Source organism: Acinetobacter sp. NCu2D-2, from assembly GCF_001647675.1.
Lineage (GTDB): Bacteria > Pseudomonadota > Gammaproteobacteria > Pseudomonadales > Moraxellaceae > Acinetobacter.
In genome coordinates, this window is sequence record NZ_CP015594.1 from 736479 (window position 1) to 758736 (window position 22258).

A 22258-nucleotide genomic window follows, 5' to 3' on the forward strand; every position below is an offset into this window, starting at 1 on the left:
CTAATTTTATGATTTAAAATGATCAGCAAATAATTCGCTAAGATATGGAATAAAATGCGGTGGGATATCATGCCCCATTCCATCAATTAATTCAAATTTAGCACCTGATATTGCTTTGGCAACAGCCTTACCATGGCTAGGTGGCAGCAAACGATCTCGAGAGCCATGAACCACCAGCGTCTCTTGTTTAATTTGCTTGTCCAGTTGCAGCAATGAACCCGTACATAATATTGCTAAAAACTGTTGAAGTACACCCGCAGGATGGTAACTTCGTTTATATAATTTACGGGCAGTTTGCATGGCTTCCAGCTGATTGATGTAGCCTGGAGAACCAATAATGTTAAATAGTTTAAGACTATGATCAACAATGCCATCTTCATCAGATGAGGCCGGTTTGTCAATCAGACTAAATAATTGCTTTGGAAAGGGTGGGGGTAAAAGCGGTTGATTATTACTGGTAAACAGAAGTCCCAGCTTTTTAACTTTTTCAGGATAACGTGCAGCTAGAATCTGAGCGATCATGCCGCCCATCGATGCACCTAACACATAAACCTGACCGAGCTCTAATTTTTCAATCAATAAGCTAACATCTTCTGCCATATCAAAAAGGTCATAAGGTGCACCTTGATTACCAAGTCCAAGCACAAACCGACTCATCATTTTGACAGTATGGAGTCGTGGACCTTTGTTATGGATTTTAGAAGACAGACCTATATCGCGATTATCAAAACGAATCACACGATAGCCTTGATCAATCAGCGAGCGACAGAAAAAGTCAGGCCAATACAGCATTTGTGCGCCCAGACCCATAATTAACAGAATTGTGGGGTGATCTTGATGTCCACCGATTTCAACATGCAATTGAATACCATTGCCTAAATCGACTTTGGTTTCTCGCATAAAGCTGGTATATGGCGAAAGACTAAACTGGAGCGCACTCTGCATAAACTTCATCCTTGAAAAGGATATTTTGTATGAAAAATATCCTGTGTATTAAACGCTTAAACTGCAGCAGGAATCAAGTCAGGAACAAGTTTAGTTAATGTTAAACGTTGTTTGGCTGCTGTTGCACCTAGCAATACGAAACCACGTAATGTGTGTTCTGCATCTACAGCCTTCGCAATCATGCCATCTTCAAGTTCTTCAGTTTCCCATGTCACATCTACGCCAACAGGCGCTGGAAGTACAGTCAATGGTGCTGCTGGTGTTTTTACGGCAACAGGCATTGCAGGATAATGAACTGCAGTTTCAGCACCATTTAGAGTTTTAGCTAAAGCGCGTGCTTGTTGCATGATTGGCATCACATAAGGCAATAAAGTTCCATTCACTTCAGCACAGTCACCCACGGCATACACATCAACTAAATTTGTTTCAAGAAGCGTATTAGTGATGACACCACGTGAAATTGTAATCCCAGCTTCTTTAGCCACTGCAATATTAGGTTGTAAGCCGATTGCTGAAAGTACAGCATCTGCAACAAGGGTTTGACCATTGGCAAGTGTGACTAAATAGTCGTCGCTTTCAGATTTTGTCACTTTTTCAACGGTAGTTGCCAACACGAATTGGATACCAGTTTCTTCCAAGTTTTGTTGAAAAGCACTTGCAACGTGTTGTGGCAACAAACGACCTAGAGGCTGTGGTGCAAGATCAACCACTGTGACTTGATGACCTGTATTTTGTAAATCATTGGCAAATTCACAACCGATTAAACCTGCCCCAAGAATCACGACACGTTTGTCTTCACGTGCATCCAATTGCACGCGGAATTTTTTATAGTGATCTAGGTTGTTGACGACATGAATATCATCACTTGCATCGCCAGCAATGGCTAAACGAATTGGGTTTGCACCCACAGCCAAGACTAATTTTGAATAGGCTTGTTCTGATGTTTGTCCATCTTTTTCTAAAGTGAGCGTATGATTTTCTGCATTAATCGCTTTAACCCAAGTGTGCGTTTCAATACGCATATTGAGCTGTGCTGACATTTTGGCTGCATCACCTAATGCAATTTGCTCAGGTGCTTTTTTTGCGACGTAAGCATTCGATAATGTTGGTTTGGCATAGTTGATTGCATCATCCGCACAGATCATGACCAATTCTTGTTCAGGATTCAATTTGCGGAATTCACGTGCAACAGCATAACCCGCCATACCTGAACCAACGATGATGATAGGATGCATAACAATCTCCATGCTTTAATTTAATATTTTGTAGGGGCATAAAAAAAGACCATAAAACATGGTCTTTGAATAGATGTAATTAGATTTCGACCATTTCAAAATCAATTTTTGACACGCCACAGTCAGGGCACGTCCAGTCATCAGGGATATCTTCCCATTTTGTACCTGCGACAATCCCGTCTTGAGGCCAACCTTCGGCTTCATCGTAAATCCATCCACACACGATGCATTGATACTTTTTCATGTAATTCTCCAGCAACCAACCAAACTCTCAGGCGGTTTAAAATCCATAAATGGAAAGACTCTAATAATATGATCTTGAACAGCAGATATATTTGAGTAAATTTTTACGCAGTTCTATTCAGAAAGTAAAGTGCATAACAGTTTAATCAGCGAAATTAAAAGCAGAAGAGCAGTGGAGGTCAAAAAATATCATTAAAATCATCAATCACAGCGCAAGATTATAGTTTCAAAGGCATAACAGGTGAAATTTTTTCTGATTTTTAGTTTTCTAAGTCGAATATAAATATTCTTTAAAAAAGCATCTATAGATTTGAAAATTTATAGGATAATTCAATAAATTAAATTATTAATACTTGATTAAAAACAATAACTTAATGTTTAAATCTAAGGCTGAGTTTTGTAATTTATCTTGTTCATACGCTATAAAACAGTTTAAAATTGCACTGTTCCCTTTCTTTTTTGAATATCTCCCCATGAGCAATTTGTCTACTTCATTGTGGTCTCACATTCGTACGGTCGAGGATTTTCCAAAACCTGGTATTTGCTTCTTTGATTTAACACCTTTATTCATGAGTAATATCGGTCCCTTAACAGATGCTTTAATCGAAAGTATTCCTGCTGAGCAATTGGCAGAAGTAGATAGTTTTATTGCTGTTGAAGCTCGTGGTTTTGTATTGGCAAGTTTGCTTGCTCAGCGTTTAGGTAAAGGTCTGCTTTTAGTACGTAAAGCAGGTAAATTGCCACCACCTGTAATTGGTGTGGGTTATAGCCTTGAATATGGCATGGATCGTTTGGAAATGTCTGCTGAAGTTCCAGCGCAAAAAGTGATTATTGTTGATGATGTACTTGCGACAGGTGGTACATTAAAAGCCGTGGTTGAACTTGCAGAAAAATGCCAACATCAAGTATTAGGTGCAAGCATTTTCCTTGACTTGCCTGACTTACATGGTGATTTAGGTCTGAATGTTTGGACAGTATTAGATGATAAATCTAAACCTGCTGATGCAGCTTAAATACTAAAGATTCAAAAAACCTGACCCAGTGTCAGGTTTTTTTATGCTTGAAAGTGATGAACTTCTATAAACTCAATAAGCTGGTTTATACGCTCTGGGTATGCCAAACGATGATGCCCGCCTTCAATGGCTTCAACCTGCATATAGTCTTCAAGTTGTGATTGAACTGCATGCATATCTAGAATTTCATCACCAAGTTCAATATATGCCATTTGGGGGACATCATTTTGTAAGTCCGCATCATCTATTTCTGGATAATCATCACGGAAAAATGGTTTTAAGCTGGGATTGGCAATGACACAGGGGATTTTATGCAAAGCTGACATTTTAAGTGCCCAATAGCCACCTAAACTATGCCCAACAATGATATGGGGTTTTATTTTTTCAATAATTTCATCATAAAAAGCCGCAACCGTCGTAAAACTTAAATTACGATAGTCGATATCAATACAAAATTTATGTACTGCATCAATGGCATGGAACTTCGTGGATTCTTTAGAAGAATCCAAACCATGCAAGAACAAAATTTTTGATTGAGATTGGCTCATGATTGAATTTAATTTTTACTCTTCGTTATAAAAAATTGGATGATGTAACTACTCATTTAATTGTAGAAGTTATCACCAAATAAAGAATTAGCATTTGGTCTAAGAACGGTATGAAACGAATGATTTATAAGTGAAATTTTGAGTTTATTTATGCGTGTGGAGTATTTGGCGATTTGTAGGTTTACTGATTCAGCTTACGAAAGCTGGTTTTATGATGATAAATCCTGAATCTGAACGAGTATGACACTTCGATTTAGTACGCTTTTCTGCTATTCTATGTCACTTCCGTTTTTTAACTATTCATATTCGAGGCAGAGATGACGCACAATAACGCTCAATCGACTTCTGAACAACACATTTCCGAAAACGATTTAATTGCACAGCGTCATGCCAAGTTAAAGCAAATCGAAGCTCACGCACAAGAAACTGGTAAGAGCCCATGGCCAAATACCTTTAAACGTGAGCATTATGCTCAAGATTTACAAGACCAATTCGCTGAAATCTCTAAAGAAGATATCGAAGCTGGTGAAAAAGTTCATGTTAAAGTTGCTGGTCGTGTGATGTTGAACCGTGGTTCATTCATCGTGATCCAAGACATGACGGGTCGTATCCAACTTTATGTTGCGCGTAAAGAACTTCCTGCTGAAGACCTTGCAACCATTAAAGGTTTAGACCTTGGTGATATTATTGCAGTAGAAGGTTATATCGGTCGTTCTGGTAAAGGTGATCTTTATGTTCATATCGAACATTTTGAACTTTTAACTAAATCATTGCGTCCACTTCCAGATAAATTCCACGGTTTAACTGACACAGAAGTTAAATACCGTAAACGTTACCTTGATTTGATCGTAAACGAAGATACACGTAAAACTTTTGAAATTCGTGCAAAAGTGGTGTCTGGTATTCGTTCATTCTTATCTGACAAACGCTTCATGGAAGTTGAAACTCCAATGATGCATGTGATTCCAGGTGGCGCATCTGCTCGTCCATTCGAAACACATCATAATGCATTGGATATGCCTTTGTTCTTGCGTATTGCGCCTGAACTTTACTTAAAACGTTTGGTTGTCGGTGGTTTTGAACGTGTATTCGAAATTAACCGTAACTTCCGTAACGAAGGTGTATCAACTCGTCATAACCCAGAATTCACTATGATTGAATTCTACCAAGCGTATGCAGATTACAAAGATTTGATGGAACTTACAGAGCAAATGCTAGAAAAACTGGCAATTGATATCTTAGGTTCTACTGATGTGCCTTATGGTGATGAAGTGTATAGCTTCAAAGGTCCATTCAAAAAAATCTCAATGTTTGATGCGATTCTTGAACATAACCCAACATTCACTGCTGAAAATGTTGCAGATCGTGAATTCTTGGCCAACTTTGTTCAAAATGAATTGAAAGAACAAGTTAAACCAAGCTTTGGTTTAGGCAAGCTTCAAACCATCGTCTTTGAAGAAACTGTTGAAATTCAATTACGTCAGCCGACATTTATTACTGAATATCCAGCGGAAACATCTCCATTGGCACGTCGTAATGATGAAAACCCACATATCACAGACCGTTTTGAATTCTTCATCGGTGGTCGTGAATTGGCAAATGGCTTCTCAGAATTAAATGACCCAATTGACCAAGCAGAGCGTTTCCAAGCACAAGTCGCTGAAAAAGATGCAGGTGATGATGAAGCGATGCACTATGATGCTGACTTCATCGAAGCACTTGAATACGGCTTACCTCCAACAGCAGGTGAAGGTATCGGTATTGATCGTCTTGTCATGTTGTTCGCAAATGCTTCAAGTATTCGTGATGTGATTCTGTTCCCACATATGCGTCATAAAAATGCATAAGTTGTGATAATCAAAAAAAACCCGCGTTATGCGGGTTTTTTTTATATCTACTTAAAGATGACGCAGATTCAAATCCCAAGTGCAACACATTTGTAGTTAGTTGAAAAAGTTAGGTGTATTCATAGAATCATTAGACTTTTTCAACTCGCAATTGGAAAGCACACAATGAAGAAATACACCCAACTTTCTCAAGATGAAAGATACGAAATTTATGCTACTTTGAAAAGTAAAAGTTCAATCGCTACCCTTGCTCGGGAGTTAGGACGTTCACGATCAACCATCTACCGTGAAATAAAAAGAAATACTGGGCAACGTGGATATAGAGCTCAACAGGCAGCTAAATTTGCAAGTCAAAGACGGTACCGTCCTTCATCATCAATGACAGCATTTGCCTTCGCTTATATTGATTATTTGATTGGTTTGGACTGGTCACCAGAACAAATTTCAGGTGCTTTAACACAACGCGGTTGGCTGGATGTACCTTCACATGAGTGGATTTACCAGTACATTTATCAAGATAAATCACAAGGAGGTAAACTCCATCTACACTTAAGGCATCAGAAGAAATATCGAAAACGCGGTTACAAAAACACGGATCGTAGGGGGCAAATCATTGATAAAACAAGTATTCATTGCAGAGACCAGGTCATTGATCAACGACAACGTTTAGGAGATTTCGAAGGTGACACGGTGATTGGTAAACACCATAAAGGTGCTTTATTGACTCTCGTTGATCGAAAGAGCCTGTATGTACATATTGTTCATTTAGGGCCAACGAGAGCATCCTCTCAAACGATTACTTGTGCATTAGATCGTTTACAAATGAGCCATGCTTATAGTGTGACATTTGATAATGGCAAAGAATTTTCCGAACACAAAAGAATTATTGATGCTGGGATAGAGACGTATTTTGCTGATCCTTACAAGTCTATTCAGCGAGCTAGAAATGAAAATACGAATGGTTTAATCCGTCAATATCTGCCAAAATCATCATCGTTTGATGATGTGTCAAACGAACAAATAGAGCAGATAGAATTTGCACTCAACCATCGTCCTAGAAAAACACTAGGTTGGTATACACCGAGTGAAGTTATGGCTGGTTTTTATACTGTTGCACTTGTCGTTTGAATCCGCCTGATATAAAAGCATTATAGAAAAATTAAAGACAAAAAAAACGCAATGATTGGGGTTGTCATTGCGTAGAAAAAGGAAACTGTTGTATAAACAAAAACGTACTGTGGAGAATGTTTCTGTTGCTTCCGAATATGTATTTATCTTAGTTTCCTAAAATGCCAAATACATCAGTCTTCGTGTTAATAGATGTTAATTAAGGTAAACAATATGGATAAATTGTGATGGTTTGCACAAATATTATTCAAAATTTAGACGCATTAAAAAAGCCTTTCATTAGAAAGGCTTTTTTTGAATCAGAATTGAATTTAAAAATGGAATACACCAAGACCAGATTTCACTTCATCTAATGTTTGTTGAGTGATGTCTTGGCATTTCAATGTACCGGCTTTCAGGATGTCCATGATGTAATCTGGATCTTTTTGGAGTTCCATACGATGTTCACGAATCGGGCCAATCAATTCTTTTAAAATTGTTTCTAGGCGTTTTTTCACTGTACCATCACCTAAACCACCACGACGATAGTGTGCTTTAAGCTCTTCAAGTTCTTCTTTGTTTGGATCGAATGCATCAAGGTAAGTGAATACGACGTTGCCTTCGACTTGACCTGGATCTTCAATACGCAGGTGATTTGGGTCGGTATACATTGCATTGACTGCTTTTTTAATATCTTTATCAGAGGCATCCAGCACAATAGTATTGCCTAAAGATTTAGACATTTTTGCTTTACCATCAAAACCAGGTAAACGACCAACATTAGATAAAAGCGCTTTACATTCTGGTAATAGCTCTTGACCAATTTGACGATTCAAACGACGCACGATTTCGTTGGTTTGTTCAATCATTGGAATCTGATCTTCACCCACTGGTACGACAGTCGCTTTGAAGGCTGTAATATCAGCTGCTTGTGCAACAGGGTAGCAAAGGAAACCAGCAGGAATATCACGCTCAAAACCACGCATCTGAATTTCAGACTTAATGGTTGGATTACGCTCTAAACGAGAAACAGTCACAAAGTTAAGATATAACATCGTAAGCTCGTTTAAAGCAGGTAAGCTTGATTGAACACAAATCGTTGTTTTTGTTGGGTCAATACCTACCGCTAAATAGTCAGTTGCAACTTCAATGATGTTACGACGAACTTTTTCAAAATTATCTGCATTGTCAGTAAATGCTTGCGCATCTGCCAATAACAAATGTTGATGATGAGAATCTTGTAAACCTACACGTGAACGTAAAGAACCTACAAAGTGACCAAGGTGAAGTTGTCCAGTTGGACGGTCGCCAGTCAAAATCACTGGACGATTATCTAGATTACTCATTATCTATCCCAAATCAGTCGTCATCACGACATGTCTATTTTCAACGAATATTTACATTGTACGGCATTCTATTTTCGAATGTCAGCCAGAATAAAAATCTGTTGAGAAAAAAACCAAGGATTTAAACAACAAAATACAATTCAATCAGCCATTTTGATTAAAATATTGTGAAAGACCACGAGAAGAATAACTATGGCGAGCAGTTTATTATTATTACTCGATGATATTGCCACCATCATGGATGACATTGCCCTCATGAGTAAAATGGCAGCCAAGAAGACGGCTGGCGTACTTGGAGATGATTTGGCATTGAACGCTCAGCAGGTAACGGGTGTGAGTGCAGATCGTGAATTACCTGTCGTGTGGAAAGTGGCTAAAGGCTCGCTCATTAATAAGTGCATACTCGTGCCCTTGGCTCTGATTATTAGCTATGTCGCAGGTTGGTTAATCAATCCACTTTTGGTCATTGGTGGATTATTTTTGTGCTATGAAGGTGTGGAAAAAGTTATTCATACTTTACAGCATAAAAAATCAACAGACGCTGAAGCGGCTGAACAACGCGTTCTACAAGCTGAAACAGATTTGGTCGCGTATGAAAATGAAAAAGTAAAAGGTGCGATCCGAACAGATTTTATTTTATCGGCTGAAATTGTGGTGATTACTTTAGGAACAGTCGCAGCGGCCACTATGCTGACTAAAATTACGGTCTTGAGCTTAATCGCATTGGTGATGACAGTCGGTGTCTATGGTTTTGTGGCTGTCATTGTCAAAATTGATGATGCTGGATTGTATCTTATTAAAAAAGAATCAGATTTTAAGAAAAAACTTGGACAGGGTTTGTTATCATTCGCGCCAATTTTAATGAAATTTCTATCCATTGTTGGCACGATAGCCATGTTTTTAGTCGGTGGTGGCATCATTAATCATGCCGTACCATGGATGCATCATTTTACTGAAGACAGTGTCGACTATGTCGAAGTACTTCCAAATATTGGAACAATCTTGGGCGCGGTCACTCCGATGTTAATAAATTTTGTTGTTGGAATAATTGCAGGACTAATTGTTTTAATGGTGGTGAAGGCCGTTACGAAACTATGGCCTAAATCGGGTAAATCATCTTAAAACGATAAGCTAAATATTGGTAAATAAAGAAGGATAGAGCTATGCGCTGGAAAGGTCGTCGAGTCAGCTCGAATATAGAAGATAACCGTGGTGGCGGTGGTGCAAAAGCGGGTGGCATTAGTATTGTCGGGCTCGTGGTGGCTTTTGTGGCATGGAAATTTTTTGGGGTGGATCCGCAGCAAGCCTATCAAACTACCAAACAAGTCACGTCTGGTATGTCAGCAAGTGCTGAAACGCGTGGTTTGGATAATCCAACGCCTGAGCAGCAAGAGTCGATGGAGTTTGTCGGCACGGTCTTGGCAGATACAGAGGATACATGGTCTCAAGTTTTTCAATCCCAGCTGAATCAGCAATATACACCACCAAAATTAGTATTATTTAGTGGTGTGGTGAATTCAGGCTGTGGAGCTGCACAATCTGCAATGGGGCCATTTTATTGTCCAGCGGATCAAAAAGTTTATATCGATACCGCTTTCTTTAAAGATATGCGTACCCAAATGGGCATTACAGGCGAGCAAAACTCAACTGAACTTTCTCGTAATGACCAAGCAGGTGACTTTGCTCTAGCTTATGTAGTTGCACATGAAGTGGGACATCACATTCAAACGATTTTAGGTATTTCATCTCAAGTTCAGCACGCTCGTCAGCAAGCGACTAAAGTGCAAGGCAATCAGTTGTCAGTCTTGCAAGAGCTGCAAGCAGACTGTTTTGCTGGAGTTTGGGCGTATCATAACCATGAGCGTACCCAATTCTTAGAACAAGGTGATGTACAAGAAGCAATGGATGCAGCCCATAAGATTGGTGATGACTACTTACAAAAGCAAGCTACAGGTCATGTTGTCCCAGACAGCTTTACTCATGGTACCAGTGCACAGCGTGTACAGTGGTTTAATACAGGGTTGAAAACAGGACAAATGTCATCGTGTGATACATTTAAAAATGGTGTCTAAAGTCACATAGAAAAGGAGCGTGAAGCTCCTTTTTTTATCGACCGAGGAATTGTTTAAAATTGCGTAATATTCTAAAACTGACATACAACGCAGCGATTGCAAACAGCGCGATTGCGAAGATGATATATTTTAAATTACTGACATCTTGCTGATAGAACTGATGAATTTCACTTTGGCTATATTCAAAATTTTTAGCTTGCCCATTACGGCTATCAACATAACTTAATTTTTGAATATAGTGCTGTTGTCCAATCTTGATAAGATCAATGGATTGAATCTGACGCGTGTGAGTTTGATTATCTTCATCTAAGCAAAGTTGCGCATAATGTTCGCAGCTTACTTTACTGACATAGCCTTGATTGGCAAGCAAAATAAAAATCGCTTGATCAGACTTTTTATTATTTGAAACCAGTACAAACTGGCGATCATTTTGGCTCTGTAAAGATAATGTTTTCGCATCTTGATAGTATTGATCTGCTTTAATAATTTCATTGAGTTTAGTAAAACAGGTGAGTACCAATGACAGCGTAACGGTAAAAATAATTAAAGCCAAGAATAGGCGGAACAGCGTTAAGACAGTTTTATGCATGGGAGAGACTTTAACAAGAAACGAAAGGGATCATTTTAATGATCGGCTTGTATGTTAATGCATCAATCAGTAAAACTGAAAACAAACTTAACTCAAAGTTTAAAAAATAAGTTTAAAATTAATTTTATCTCTCCGTGCACATTTATTTTATTTTTGGTATTTGCTGCATATTTACCCCACAACACTTGTGATTTCGCCCAATAAGGAAACCTGATGGGAAGTTTCTTTTTCCTCCAAGTATTGACAGTGGTCTTTTCGCTTTCAATTGCAACCACCATGTTTAACAAGCGTGTCCTTGGTTTCCCGCAAGCCATTGGTGTGCCGATTGTTTCTGCAATTTTTGTCTTTATTTTACAGTGGGGCGCAAGTCTCCTGCATGGTAATCCATTCTTTAATATTAATATTACTAATATTGAAAAAGCAGTACGAACCATTGATTTTTATGATTTTTTAATTAATGGCGTAATCTGTTTCATTTTGACCTCTTCAGCTCTGAAATTTAAGGTTTCGGATTTAAGAAACCACTGGAGACCGATTGGTATCTTGGCTAGTGTAGCGTTGGTCTTTTGTGCGGTTTTCTTTGGACTGATTCTATATGGTTACCAATTCCTGATTGGTAAACATGTTGATTTGTTGGTGCTGCTATTATTGGGTGCTGCATTAGGGGCAACGGATCCGATTGGGATTAAAGGCGTACTCAGTTCCGTGCGTGCACCTCATCATTTAATCGTCAAGCTTGAAGGTGAATCACTCTTTAACGATGCCATGTGTATTGCATTGTTCATGACCTTGTTTAATGTCTTGCAAGGCGAGAATTTTACCGTCATCGGGGTGTTACAAACCTTACTTTATGAAATTGTCGTTGCAGTATTGATTGGTTTGGTATTCGGTTTTGCCATTCTAAGAATTTTGCGTGGCAAACATGAAATGGAATCGTTGATTCTCACGACTGCTTTATTGGCTTGTGGTTCTTATTTAGTCGCGTTACTTGCTCATGCCTCTGCACCGATTGCATGTGTGATTGGTGGTTTGATTGTCGGTAACAAATGGAAAGAAATTCTTGCTCGTTCTGATATTGAAGATGTGAATCATTTCTGGCATACCGTCGAAGGTATTATTAATTCCTTCTTGTTCACCCTCATTGGGCTTGAACTGTTTATTTTAGATTTAAGTACGAGCTTGGTTCTAGGAGGTATTGTTGCCTTTATTATTTTGCATGCTGCTCGCTTCGCTGCCAATCATTTGTCGTTTGCATTATTCCCAAGTATGCGCAAGAAAAGCTATAACGGCAGTTTGACCATCCTGTCATGGGGTGGGGTGCGCGGTGGGATTTCATTGGCACTCATTTTAGCGGTCGCCAATATTCCTGAACTTGAGGAATACAGCAGTATCTTGATCGGCTATACCTTTATTGTGGTGCTACTTTCGGGTGTTGTCTGTGGTTTGGGGCTACCTGCAGTAATGAATGCCTTTTACTACAATCCCAATGAAGAAACACAAGGTTTCAAAGGGTGGTACCAACGGATGTGCCATAAGATGAACCGTAAGAAGTTCCAATATCTAGTCGGTGAAGATGCTCACGGAAATGAAATTATTACCGTTTATAAGCCTGAGAATCTGATTGATGAAAAAGCTGAAGATGGTGTTGCAGCATTGCATAATCCTGAGAAGGTGAAAGAAGTTAAACGTCTTGAAAACCCAGATAACTTCTAAATCTTGTATCAGTCAATTTAAAAAGAGAATCTCAGGATTCTCTTTTTTGTTTATAGTAGGTTTTTATTTTATGGGTTTCCCTATGCTGACTGCGACAGAAGAAATGGCACAGATGATCTTAGAAACTGTGCAGCATATTCCATATGGTAAAGTTGCCAGTTATGGGCAGATTGCTTGCTTGGCGGGTTTGCCGCGTCATGCACGGTTAGTGGGGAAGACCTTGAGTCAACTTGAAACAGAGAGCAGTATTCCTTGGCATCGCGTTATTAATGCTTCAGGTAAAATTACGCATACTCGTGCCAATGAATGGGGTGATAATATTCAAGCACTGAAACTAAAAGATGAAGGTATATTGGTGGTAAATTTAAAAGTAAATCTCAAACAATTTCTTTGGGATGGTTATGCCGTTTAAATCAGTATTGATCGGATGATTAAAAAGCTTGATATGGACTAGATTCAGTTTAATTGCGTAGGCAGTACATCAAAAAATTATGATAAAAATCAATAATTGATTATTTTTTAATTATTTATAATGAATTTGCATACTCTGTGTACATTCATGTGTGAAAACACTTGACGTTGGTAAATGAAATTAAGATAATGCGCACACAGTTTACGGCTATGTAGCTCAGTTGGTTAGAGCACCGCACTCATAATGCGGGGGTCACAAGTTCAAGTCTCGTCATAGCCACCATTTTAAAAGACCAAGCTCTCAGCTTGGTCTCTTTTTTGTGCCTGGAAAAAAAGTGGAAAAGTAATCTAAATATTATTTTGTATAAATGAATAAGCAAAAAAAATCGCCTAGTCAACTAAGCGATTTTTTTGAGCAGATTCTAAAGATTAGAGACCTGCTTTCCAACCATTTACGATTGGATAGCGACGTTCACGGCTAAAGGCACGTGAACTGATGCGAGGACCAATCGCACCTTGACGACGTTTATATTCATTAAAGTCGACCAAACGAATTACCTTTTTCACAACTTCAGCGTCGAAGCCTTTGGCAATAATGTCGTCTTGACTCATATCTTCTTCAATATATGCATAAAGAATTGCATCAAGTACATCGTAAGCAGGTAATGAGTCTTGGTCAGTTTGATCTGGACGAAGTTCAGCTGAAGGTGGGCGAGTAATGACACGTTCAGGAATTACAGGTGTCTCAGAAATGCTATTACGGTATTTTGCAAGTTCAAATACAATGGTTTTATAAACATCTTTAAGTACAGCAAAACCACCGACCATATCACCATAGAGTGTGCAGTAACCGACAGAAAGTTCAGACTTGTTACCTGTTGAAAGCACTAAATTACCGAATTTATTCGATAACGCCATCAACAAAGTACCACGTGAACGTGCCTGTAAGTTTTCTTCAGTTGAGTCAGCTGGCGCATCACCGAAGAATGGGAACAGGGTTTGCATGAAGCCATTCACAATCGGATTGATTTCTGCAATACCAAAGGTCACACCAAGTGCTTTTGCTTGAGCTGCTGCATCTTCAACACTAATTTGTGCTGTGTAGGTGTATGGCATCATGACTGCCTGAACTTTATCTGCACCAATTGCATCAACCGCAATGGCAAGTGTTAATGCTGAATCGATACCGCCTGATAAGCCAAGAATCACACCAGGGAAACCTGAGCGTTGTACATAGTCACGTGTTGCAACCACAAGGCTTTGATAAATCTCAGCCATCGTTTCGAGTACAGGCGTGATGTTGCCTTTGCTATACTCTTGTTGTTCAGGGTTAAATTCAACAATGTACTGATCTTCTTTGAAGCTTGGTGCTTGTAAAGCGATTTCACCAGACTTGTTCAATACAAAACTTGTACCGTCAAAGACAAGGTCATCCTGTCCACCCACTTGGTTACAGTAAACCAAATTGATGTTGAGCTGTTTTGCCAAAGCTGACATGGTGTCAATACGGTGCTGAGGTTTACCTACTTCATACGGAGATGAATTAAGTACCAAAGCAGTATCGACATTTAATTGAGCCAACTGTTGAACAGTAGTCAGTGACCAAACATCTTCACAAATTAGTACACCAAATTTATGTCCAAGATATTCAAAGACTAAATGTTGGTGACCTTCAGTGAAGTAACGTTTTTCATCGAACACGCTGTAGTTTGGCAAAGTCTGCTTGTTATATACACCTAAGACTTGACCATCTTTCATCACAGCTGCTGAGTTAAAGCGTTGACCGTCTTCAGTCACATTCACAAAGCCAAACACCATCAAAATATCTTTCACTTCAGAAAGTTGTTTGAATGCCTGTTCAGTACGTTTGGTTACGCTTGGGCGAATCAATAAATCTTCAGCAGGATAACCAATGGTTGAAAGTTCAGGGAAGATAATAATGTCAGCGTTATCTTTTTTAGCCTGATTGGCTTGTTCAATCATTTTTTGGGTATTTGCGTCTATATTGCCCACATGTGGAGAGAATTGAGCAAGGGCAATTTTAAAACTTTTCATTCCAACTAAATCCTATTCCTATAGGTGAATACACTAGGTCACTGATTTTTATAATTCTAGTTATTCAGCTGAGTGCACTTTGTTACTAACAATATGCCAAATGGCCAAAATTAAAAAAACATCATTTTTGTATGATATTTAAGTCTTCATTAACAGAGCTAAAATATCAGACTCGACTTATTTTATCGAAATTTGCTTGAGATGCTAGCAATGTTTTGATTGTTTTATGGAACTTAACATTGAAACGCAATAAAAGTTGATAAAACTGTGATGAAAATGGAATAAATCAAATGAAAGATTAAGAGAAAATGACATAAATTCAGTGATTATTTCTTTTGAGTATTCATTGCTACATAGAATGTGCTGAGTCATTCAAAATAATATTGGGGATTTTTTTGAGAAAAATATCACGTGCAATATCACCTTGCTGCTCAATATTATAATCCCAGTAAGATTTATTCGCCTCAAGCGTATAGGCATATGGGTTATAGCGTTTGAAACTCAAAAAATAAGCACTTTGTAATAGGGCGCCTTTCAATAGAACATTGATGTTTTTTTGGTATTGTAAAATATGTGCCATTTCATGAATAAACAATGCCTGATAGCTCAAAGATTCTTTTGAGTAATCCGCCTTAAAGTGAAAGGCACGAGCATGAATGAATCCGCTGGGTGCCATAATCACATCTCTCGCTTGCCAAGGTAGGTAAGGATGATTCATAACATAGACATCCGAATAGCGAATCAAATCTCCAAAAACCTGTCTGCACAGTTGTACTTCACCTGATGTTAAAGATCGCCCTTTAAATTTTGAAAAACGAATCAGACGAAGTAATACGTAAAGCAGAAAACTTGGCATAGCAGACATTTAAAACCGTATTGGTTGAGTGTTGTGTTCTATGTGATTTACAAGTTTCGTATGGAACTAAAATCCATTAAACCTGTTTTACAGATTGTTGCTTTTGACCTCTATAGATAAGGTTTTTCCCTTAAAGCTAAAAAGTCACTACTCACCTAGTTTAAAGTCATTATTTGTCAATTTAAAAGACTATTCTTGCAAATGCCAAGATCTGATTAGTCGCATAGCTTTGCTATATAAAGTGCAATTTCAAAATAAAAATTGCGTCACACCCTAACTGAAACATGAAAGGTGATGCTATGCGATTCATACTGAATCTAAGAGATCAATTTCTGCAATTTAAAAAAATACGTCCTTTTAAAACAGAAGTTCAGTCGCCTGTAATTCCAATAAGGCATATGAAGTTCGATTTTAAAGCCGATCAAATCGATCATCGTTTTTACTTAAATGCAGAACTGGCAACGGCTTATTTTGCATCGTTATCTATTTTTTTGACCTATGGTGAAGATTTGGTCATCGATACCGCGCGTTATCATCGGAATCTTGTGGATGATCCAAAACTCAAACAATGGATTACCTCGTTGATTGGGCAGGAAGCATTACATTCAAAATTGCATGAAGAGCTTAATAATGCATTTTTGCAGGCAGATTTGCCCGTCGCGATGTTTAGGCATTGGGCGGAGCTGGTATTTAATTATGGATTCAACCGTTTGCCGCAAGCGATGAAACTATCATTAATGGCAGGTATTGAGCATTTTACTGCGGTTTTGGCTGAATACATGATGAACCATGAGTAAATTTTCTTTGAGACATCAGATGAAAAGCAGCGTGCAATATGGATGTGGCATATGCTTGAAGAATCTGAACACAAAGATATTGCATATGATGTATTTCAGTATTTATCTAATAATTACTGGCTTCGAATTGCGGGATTTTTTCCTGCACTAATCACGATTTTAGTGTTGATATCAGCGGCGGCAACGCTTGTGCCATTTTATCGAAATCCGAAAAATTTAATCCGTTTAGATTATTGGCAAGACATACCGAGAAGCTTCAAGCTGATCTTTGGTTTAAAAGATGGGGTATATGGCAGTACATGGAAGCATATATTAGATTACTTGCGATCAAGTTTTCATCCTAATGACCATGATACTTCCGAATGGCTACAATATTATAAACAGAGATTATTAGATCGTGATCAAGGTGTGTTGGCGCCTTATCTTATAAAAGAGTTTACTCCGTCAATTCGAGCCTAAATTAGGAAATAAAAAAACCGCCCGAAGGGGCGGTTTTTTGTGGTCTCTCGACGCGGTTCGAATTAACGAACGATATCGCGTTGAGTTTCGCCAGTGTAAAGCTGACGAGGACGACCGATTTTGTAAGGTGCGCTGTGCATTTCTAACCAGTGGCTGATCCAACCAACTGTACGTGCAAGAGCGAAGATTACAGTAAACATTTCTGTTGGGATACCAATCGCTTTAAGGATGATACCTGAGTAGAAGTCTACGTTAGGGTATAGGTTACGTTTAATGAAGTATTCGTCAGAAAGCGCGATACGTTCAAGTTCCATAGCCAAAGCAAGTTGTGGATCGTTGATACCAAGTGCAGTTAACACTTCGTCACAAGTTTCTTTCATTACTTTCGCACGTGGATCGAAGTTTTTGTAAACTCGGTGACCGAAGCCCATAAGTTTAACTTCTTTAGTTTTCACTTTTTCCATGAACGGAGCAACGTTTTCTACAGTGCCGATTTCATCAAGCATCTTAAGAACAGCTTCGTTCGCGCCACCGTGAGCAGGTCCCCAAAGCGCTGCAATACCAGCCGCGATACATGCGTATGGGTTTGCACCAGTAGAACCAGCAAGACGCACTGTAGAAGTAGACGCGTTTTGTTCGTGGTCAGCATGAAGCGTAAAGATACGGTCCATTGCTTTTGCAAGAATAGGATCAACTTTGTAATCACGGTCTGCAGGAGTTGCAAACATCATGTACAAGAAGTTTTCTGCGTAGCTTAAATCGTTACGTGGGTAAACGAATGGTTGACCAACAGTGTACTTGTAAGTCCAAGCAGCAAGTGTAGGTACTTTTGCAATTAAGCGAATTGCAGTGATTTCACGGTGGTCAATGTTTTCAACATCGAAACCGTTGTGATAGAACGCAGAAAGCGCACCAACAACACCACACATGATCGCCATAGGATGGGCGTCACGACGGAAACCATTGAAGAAACGGCTAACTTGGTCGTGAACCATAGTATGGTTACGTACTTTAGCGTCAAATTCTTCTTTTTGTTCAGCTGTTGGAAGCTCACCATTAAGAAGCAAGTAGCAAGTTTCTAGATAGTCAGCTTTAGTTGCCAATTGGTCAATTGGGTAACCACGGTGTAAAAGAACACCTTTACCACCATCGATGAATGTAATTTTTGATTCGCAAGCAGCGGTAGACACAAAACCAGGATCAAAAGTAAAGTGACCTGCGGCCAATACATCTTTAACGTCGATTACATCTGGGCCCAATGTGCCGCTGTAAATTGGTAATTCAATTTCTTTGCCATCAAGCTGTAAAACGGCTTTCTTGCCAGTTGCTTCAGACATTCAATAGATCTCCTGTCCTGGTGAATGTTTATCCGATTTGCCTATCAGTTTTTTCATGTACAAAACGGACGGATCAAATTTCGATATAGATTAGTGAGTACTGAAATTTTGTCAATTATACTTATGGATAAAAATGTCACCCTCTTTATTTAGCTGGTGTTGATTCTTATGCATAACGCACACGGGACATAAGCAGCACTTGGCGCAATATCATAAGTGATATTATTCTCTTGTGGAGAAATAATTTTAAAATATCGCGTTCAAAAATAACGAAAACTTGGTGAAAAAGCTATCAACGTGCCGCGTGGACACTTGTGTGTAAATATTAAAAAAAGTGTAAAAATTCTTTATATATTGGGGTTTATTTTCTAATGACGGTTTTTCTCTGTCAAAAAAGTCAATTTTAAATGTAAAAAATATGTGTGATTTAATTGATTAAAAAATAGCTCATTTGGAATTTAATTGATTATTTTTTGTTTAATAAAGTGTGAAATTTATCACATTTTTGAGCTTTATTTATACAACTAAAGCCCATTTTGAAAAATTACTCACAATATAAGTTATTCATTCACTTGGTGATCTTTGTTTGATTGTATAAAAACAAAAATGTTATACATTTATTTTCTAAATAAAGGGTGGTTTTCTTATTTATATAAGTAGATAGGTAAATTTATAAACATTTAAATAATTTTTTATAGTGCTTTAGTCTATGTATGGTTAAAGAAGTCTATTTGATTTTTTTGAGTTGAGTGGTAGTGTTTGTAATGTAAAACCAAGCATATAAATATGAATAAGATGTCAGGGCAGGGAAGAAGAAGTAAATAAGTTATTGTTAATGATTCTTATTTAAGTGTTTTTTCTGAAAAAAGCTGTTTTGCATTGTTTGTATTTTGATAGTTCGCGTTTTATAATTCACTGTCGTTTTATGTTTAGGCATTGATTTGTCTAATAATGCCAGCTTTCCTTCGAATTAATTCCAACAAACTCCGGATGGAGTTTTTACTTACAGGATGCCCGCTGTGAAAAGCAACAGACCTGTCAATTTGTCCATGGGTCAAGTTTTAGATGTAAACTTAAAATCCCCTGTGGCTATTGCATCAATTTTACACCGTCTTTCAGGTGTGATCGTATTTTTACTCGTACCGGTACTTCTATGGATTTTAGACAAGTCATTGTCTTCTCCTGAAGGTTTTGCACAAGTTCAAGAAATCATGAATGGTTTCATTGTTCGCTTCATCGTATGGGTATTTGTAGCTGGTTTAATCTACCACTTCATCGCTGGTGTTAAGCATTTACTTGCTGATGTTGGTGTTGCAGAAGAACTGCAAAGTGGTCGTACTGCAGCTACTATCGCATTAATCTTGTCTGCAATCGGTATCGTTGCGTCATTTGTATGGATCGTACTCTAATGAAAAGTGCTACTGGTTTAACGGGTTCAGGTTCTCGCGATTGGTTTCTTCAACGTGTGAGTGCAGTTGTATTGGCTGTATATACTGTTGTTGTTTTTGGTTGGATCCTTTGTAATGGTGGTTTCAACTTCGAACAGTGGTATGGCTTTATGATGACAACTCCAATGAAGATTATGTCTTTATTGGCAGTTTTCTCTCTTGTTGCACATGCATGGATTGGTATGTGGCAAGTATTCACTGACTATGTGACTACTCGTCAAATGGGTCCATCAGCATCAGGTTTACGCATTGTATTGACTTCGGCAGTGATTATCGCTGTATTAGCATACGCAATCTGGGCAATCCAGATTTTCTGGGCTTGATAGGAAGAGATCATGGGCGCAATTAACCCTAAAGAAGATTACACAAATATTCCACACGAAACTTTCGATGCTGTCATCGTTGGTGGTGGTGGTTCAGGTATGCGTGCATCTTACCAACTTGCTCAAGCTGGTTTAAAAGTTGCTGTACTAACTAAAGTATTCCCGACACGTTCACACACTGTTGCTGCACAGGGTGGTATTGGTGCATCTCTTGGTAACATGCAAGAAGATAACTGGCACTACCACTTCTATGACACAGTTAAAGGTTCTGACTGGTTAGGTGACCAAGACGCGATCGAGTTCATGACTCGCGAAGCGCCACAAGTCGTTTACGAACTTGAACACCTAGGTATGCCATTCGACCGTAACGCGGACGGTACAATTTACCAACGTCCATTCGGTGGTCACTCTGCGAACTACGGTGAAAAAGCTGTTCCTCGTGCATGTGCTGCTGCCGACCGTACAGGTCACGCACTTCTTCATACGCTTTATCAAAGCAACGTGAAAATGGGTACGCAATTCTTCGTGGAATGGATCGCACTTGATCTCATTCGTAACGAAGCAGGCGATGTACTTGGTGTAACAGCAATTGACCAAGAAACTGGTAAAATTGCAGTATTCCAAGCAAAAGCAACATTATTCGCTACTGGTGGTGCTGGTCGTGTTTACCGTGCATCTACTAACGCTTATATCAACACTGGTGACGGTCTTGGTATGGCTGCTCGTGCAGGTATTCCATTGCAAGATATGGAATTCTGGCAATTCCACCCTACAGGTGTTGCGGGCGCAGGCGTATTGTTAACTGAAGGTTGTCGTGGTGAAGGTGCGATCCTTCGTAACAAAGACGGCGAACCGTTCATGGAACGTTATGCACCAACTTTAAAAGACTTGGCACCACGTGACTTCGTATCACGTTCTATGGACCAAGAAATTAAAGAAGGTCGCGGTTGTGGTCCTAAAGGTGATTATATCCTTCTTGATATGACTCACTTGGGTGCTGATACCATCATGAAACGTCTTCCATCTGTATTCGAGATTGGTAAGAAGTTCGCGAACGTTGACATCACTAAAGAACCAATTCCTGTAGTACCTACAATCCATTACCAAATGGGTGGTATTCCTACAAATATTCATGGTCAAGTGGTTGTTCCTGAGTCTCCAGCGACTGAAGCGCTTGTAACAAATTACGACAAGAATACTGATACATATTCTACTAACCAAGAAGGTCGTAACTTCACTAAACCAGTGAAAGGTTTCTACGCAATTGGTGAATGTTCATGTGTATCTGTACATGGTGCGAACCGTTTAGGTACAAACTCACTGCTTGATTTGGTTGTATTTGGTAAAGCTGCGGGTGAACACATCATCGATTACGTGACTAAACACCACGGTGATGAATATGCTCCACTTCCTACAACTGTACTTGAGAAAACTGTTGCTCGTATTCGTAAATTAGACGAATCAACTACAGGTGAAAATGCTCAAGAAGTTGCTGATGCAATTCGTGACATCGTTCAAGACCACGCAGGTGTATTCCGTACATCTGAATTACTTGAAGAAGGTGTTAAACAAATTCTTGCGCTTGAACCACGTGTTCGCAACATTCATTTGAAAGACAAATCTAAAGTATTCAACACTGCACGTATTGAAGCTCTAGAAGTTGAAAACTTGTATGAAGTTGCTAAAGCGACCCTAATTTCAGCTGCAGCTCGTAAAGAGTGTCGTGGTGCGCATACAGTGGTTGATTTCGAATTACCACCTGATCATGCAGAATACCCATACGGTCGTCGTGATGATGAGTGGATGAAGCACACATTATGGTTCTCTGCGGACAACCGTCTTGAGTACAAACCAGTTCGTTACCGTCCATTGTCGGTTGACGCAATTCCACCTAAACCACGTACATTCTAATTA

Annotated in this window: 19 protein-coding genes, 1 tRNA gene and 1 pseudogene; 12 read left to right on the forward strand and 9 right to left on the reverse strand. The window is 38.9% G+C overall.

Annotation, left to right across the window (positions count from 1 at the left end; all coding sequences use genetic code 11):
• Window positions 1-6: 6 nt before the first annotated feature.
• From estB to rubA, 3 genes are all read right to left on the reverse strand, one after another.
• The gene (estB, locus tag A3K93_RS03395) at window positions 7-945 is read right to left on the reverse strand and encodes an esterase EstB (protein WP_067728941.1); all 939 of its coding nucleotides are present in this window, start codon (window positions 943-945) and stop codon (window positions 7-9) included.
• A 56-nt stretch (window positions 946-1001) separates the two neighbouring features.
• Window positions 1002-2180: an NAD(P)/FAD-dependent oxidoreductase gene (locus tag A3K93_RS03400; RefSeq protein ID WP_067728943.1), complete on the reverse strand. Its 1179-nt coding sequence runs from the start codon at window positions 2178-2180 to the stop codon at window positions 1002-1004.
• Window positions 2181-2259: 79 nt separating this feature from the next.
• On the reverse strand, window positions 2260-2424 hold the full coding sequence (gene rubA / locus A3K93_RS03405; RefSeq protein ID WP_067728945.1) for a rubredoxin RubA: 165 nt from the start codon (window positions 2422-2424) through the stop codon (window positions 2260-2262).
• Between the two features lie 472 nt (window positions 2425-2896).
• Between rubA and A3K93_RS03410 the strand changes: the two genes are divergently transcribed.
• Window positions 2897-3436, forward strand: coding sequence for an adenine phosphoribosyltransferase (locus tag A3K93_RS03410; RefSeq protein ID WP_067728947.1), 540 nt, complete (start codon window positions 2897-2899; stop codon window positions 3434-3436).
• Between the two features lie 41 nt (window positions 3437-3477).
• Here A3K93_RS03410 and A3K93_RS03415 read toward each other — a convergent pair whose 3' ends face one another.
• Entirely contained in the window at window positions 3478-3984 is a 507-nt protein-coding gene (locus A3K93_RS03415) for a YqiA/YcfP family alpha/beta fold hydrolase (protein ID WP_067728949.1), read from the reverse strand.
• A gap of 317 nt (window positions 3985-4301) precedes the next feature.
• Between A3K93_RS03415 and lysS the strand changes: the two genes are divergently transcribed.
• Both lysS and A3K93_RS03425 read left to right on the forward strand, forming a co-directional pair.
• The gene (lysS, locus tag A3K93_RS03420) at window positions 4302-5831 is read left to right on the forward strand and encodes a lysine--tRNA ligase (protein ID WP_067728951.1); all 1530 of its coding nucleotides are present in this window, start codon (window positions 4302-4304) and stop codon (window positions 5829-5831) included.
• A 165-nt stretch (window positions 5832-5996) separates the two neighbouring features.
• Window positions 5997-6959 carry an IS30 family transposase gene (locus A3K93_RS03425; RefSeq protein ID WP_067728952.1) on the forward strand — a complete coding sequence of 321 codons (963 nt, stop codon included), beginning with the start codon at window positions 5997-5999 and terminating at the stop codon, window positions 6957-6959.
• 311 nt (window positions 6960-7270) lie between these two features.
• On the opposite strand, the gene trpS is transcribed toward A3K93_RS03425, so the two are convergent.
• Window positions 7271-8284, reverse strand: coding sequence for a tryptophan--tRNA ligase (trpS, locus tag A3K93_RS03430; protein WP_067728954.1), 1014 nt, complete (start codon window positions 8282-8284; stop codon window positions 7271-7273).
• Between the two features lie 192 nt (window positions 8285-8476).
• Between trpS and A3K93_RS03435 the strand changes: the two genes are divergently transcribed.
• Window positions 8477-9406 (forward strand): DUF808 domain-containing protein, encoded by a 930-nt coding sequence (locus tag A3K93_RS03435; protein ID WP_067728956.1) that lies wholly within the window; start codon window positions 8477-8479, stop codon window positions 9404-9406.
• Window positions 9407-9447: 41 nt separating this feature from the next.
• The gene (ypfJ, locus tag A3K93_RS03440) at window positions 9448-10356 is read left to right on the forward strand and encodes a KPN_02809 family neutral zinc metallopeptidase (RefSeq protein WP_067728958.1); all 909 of its coding nucleotides are present in this window, start codon (window positions 9448-9450) and stop codon (window positions 10354-10356) included.
• Window positions 10357-10390: 34 nt separating this feature from the next.
• Here the strand turns inward: ypfJ and A3K93_RS03445 are convergent, their stop codons facing one another.
• Window positions 10391-10945, reverse strand: a complete 555-nt coding sequence (locus A3K93_RS03445) for a hypothetical protein (RefSeq protein WP_067728960.1) — start codon at window positions 10943-10945, stop codon at window positions 10391-10393.
• A gap of 213 nt (window positions 10946-11158) precedes the next feature.
• Between A3K93_RS03445 and A3K93_RS03450 the strand changes: the two genes are divergently transcribed.
• From A3K93_RS03450 to A3K93_RS03460, 3 genes are all read left to right on the forward strand, one after another.
• Entirely contained in the window at window positions 11159-12658 is a 1500-nt protein-coding gene (locus A3K93_RS03450; protein WP_067728962.1) for a cation:proton antiporter, read from the forward strand.
• Window positions 12659-12740: 82 nt separating this feature from the next.
• Window positions 12741-13070 carry an MGMT family protein gene (locus A3K93_RS03455; protein ID WP_227509876.1) on the forward strand — a complete coding sequence of 110 codons (330 nt, stop codon included), beginning with the start codon at window positions 12741-12743 and terminating at the stop codon, window positions 13068-13070.
• Between the two features lie 205 nt (window positions 13071-13275).
• Window positions 13276-13352: transfer RNA gene (locus A3K93_RS03460), tRNA-Met, on the forward strand.
• Between the two features lie 146 nt (window positions 13353-13498).
• On the opposite strand, the gene A3K93_RS03465 is transcribed toward A3K93_RS03460, so the two are convergent.
• A complete protein-coding gene (locus A3K93_RS03465; protein WP_067728964.1) occupies window positions 13499-15124 on the reverse strand; it encodes an NAD+ synthase in 1626 nt (541 codons plus the stop codon).
• A 349-nt stretch (window positions 15125-15473) separates the two neighbouring features.
• The gene (locus A3K93_RS03470; RefSeq protein WP_067731657.1) at window positions 15474-15980 is read right to left on the reverse strand and encodes a hypothetical protein; all 507 of its coding nucleotides are present in this window, start codon (window positions 15978-15980) and stop codon (window positions 15474-15476) included.
• 299 nt (window positions 15981-16279) lie between these two features.
• Here A3K93_RS03470 and A3K93_RS03475 point away from each other — a divergent pair.
• Window positions 16280-17236, forward strand: a pseudogene (locus A3K93_RS03475) (metal-dependent hydrolase).
• A 62-nt stretch (window positions 17237-17298) separates the two neighbouring features.
• On the opposite strand, the gene gltA reads toward A3K93_RS03475, so the two are convergent.
• Window positions 17299-18573, reverse strand: coding sequence for a citrate synthase (gene gltA / locus A3K93_RS03480; protein WP_067728966.1), 1275 nt, complete (start codon window positions 18571-18573; stop codon window positions 17299-17301).
• A 1010-nt stretch (window positions 18574-19583) separates the two neighbouring features.
• Here gltA and sdhC point away from each other — a divergent pair.
• The 3 genes from sdhC to A3K93_RS03495 are packed head-to-tail and all read left to right on the forward strand — an operon-like array spanning window position 19584 to window position 22255.
• Entirely contained in the window at window positions 19584-19982 is a 399-nt protein-coding gene (gene sdhC, locus A3K93_RS03485; protein WP_157883257.1) for a succinate dehydrogenase, cytochrome b556 subunit, read from the forward strand.
• Entirely contained in the window at window positions 19982-20344 is a 363-nt protein-coding gene (sdhD, locus tag A3K93_RS03490; RefSeq protein WP_067728971.1) for a succinate dehydrogenase, hydrophobic membrane anchor protein, read from the forward strand. The genes sdhC and sdhD overlap by 1 nt, the downstream gene beginning before the upstream one ends.
• A gap of 12 nt (window positions 20345-20356) precedes the next feature.
• A complete protein-coding gene (locus tag A3K93_RS03495) occupies window positions 20357-22255 on the forward strand; it encodes an FAD-binding protein (protein ID WP_067728973.1) in 1899 nt (632 codons plus the stop codon).
• Window positions 22256-22258: the final 3 nt, after the last annotated feature.

What these genes read in the sequence shown, in the direction of transcription:
- estB (WP_067728941.1), bottom strand. Translation starts at nt 945, where the DNA reads ATGCAGAGTGCGCTCCAGTTTAGTCTTTCGCCATATACCAGCTTTATG.
- A3K93_RS03400 (WP_067728943.1), bottom strand. Translation starts at nt 2,180, where the DNA reads ATGCATCCTATCATCATCGTTGGTTCAGGTATGGCGGGTTATGCTGTT.
- rubA (WP_067728945.1), bottom strand. Translation starts at nt 2,424, where the DNA reads ATGAAAAAGTATCAATGCATCGTGTGTGGATGGATTTACGATGAAGCC.
- A3K93_RS03410 (WP_067728947.1), top strand. Translation starts at nt 2,897, where the DNA reads ATGAGCAATTTGTCTACTTCATTGTGGTCTCACATTCGTACGGTCGAG.
- A3K93_RS03415 (WP_067728949.1), bottom strand. Translation starts at nt 3,984, where the DNA reads ATGAGCCAATCTCAATCAAAAATTTTGTTCTTGCATGGTTTGGATTCT.
- lysS (WP_067728951.1), top strand. Translation starts at nt 4,302, where the DNA reads ATGACGCACAATAACGCTCAATCGACTTCTGAACAACACATTTCCGAA.
- A3K93_RS03425 (WP_067728952.1), top strand. Translation starts at nt 5,997, where the DNA reads ATGAAGAAATACACCCAACTTTCTCAAGATGAAAGATACGAAATTTAT.
- trpS (WP_067728954.1), bottom strand. Translation starts at nt 8,284, where the DNA reads ATGAGTAATCTAGATAATCGTCCAGTGATTTTGACTGGCGACCGTCCA.
- A3K93_RS03435 (WP_067728956.1), top strand. Translation starts at nt 8,477, where the DNA reads ATGGCGAGCAGTTTATTATTATTACTCGATGATATTGCCACCATCATG.
- ypfJ (WP_067728958.1), top strand. Translation starts at nt 9,448, where the DNA reads ATGCGCTGGAAAGGTCGTCGAGTCAGCTCGAATATAGAAGATAACCGT.
- A3K93_RS03445 (WP_067728960.1), bottom strand. Translation starts at nt 10,945, where the DNA reads ATGCATAAAACTGTCTTAACGCTGTTCCGCCTATTCTTGGCTTTAATT.
- A3K93_RS03450 (WP_067728962.1), top strand. Translation starts at nt 11,159, where the DNA reads ATGGGAAGTTTCTTTTTCCTCCAAGTATTGACAGTGGTCTTTTCGCTT.
- A3K93_RS03455 (WP_227509876.1), top strand. Translation starts at nt 12,741, where the DNA reads ATGCTGACTGCGACAGAAGAAATGGCACAGATGATCTTAGAAACTGTG.
- A3K93_RS03465 (WP_067728964.1), bottom strand. Translation starts at nt 15,124, where the DNA reads ATGAAAAGTTTTAAAATTGCCCTTGCTCAATTCTCTCCACATGTGGGC.
- A3K93_RS03470 (WP_067731657.1), bottom strand. Translation starts at nt 15,980, where the DNA reads ATGCCAAGTTTTCTGCTTTACGTATTACTTCGTCTGATTCGTTTTTCA.
- gltA (WP_067728966.1), bottom strand. Translation starts at nt 18,573, where the DNA reads ATGTCTGAAGCAACTGGCAAGAAAGCCGTTTTACAGCTTGATGGCAAA.
- sdhC (WP_157883257.1), top strand. Translation starts at nt 19,584, where the DNA reads ATGCCCGCTGTGAAAAGCAACAGACCTGTCAATTTGTCCATGGGTCAA.
- sdhD (WP_067728971.1), top strand. Translation starts at nt 19,982, where the DNA reads ATGAAAAGTGCTACTGGTTTAACGGGTTCAGGTTCTCGCGATTGGTTT.
- A3K93_RS03495 (WP_067728973.1), top strand. Translation starts at nt 20,357, where the DNA reads ATGGGCGCAATTAACCCTAAAGAAGATTACACAAATATTCCACACGAA.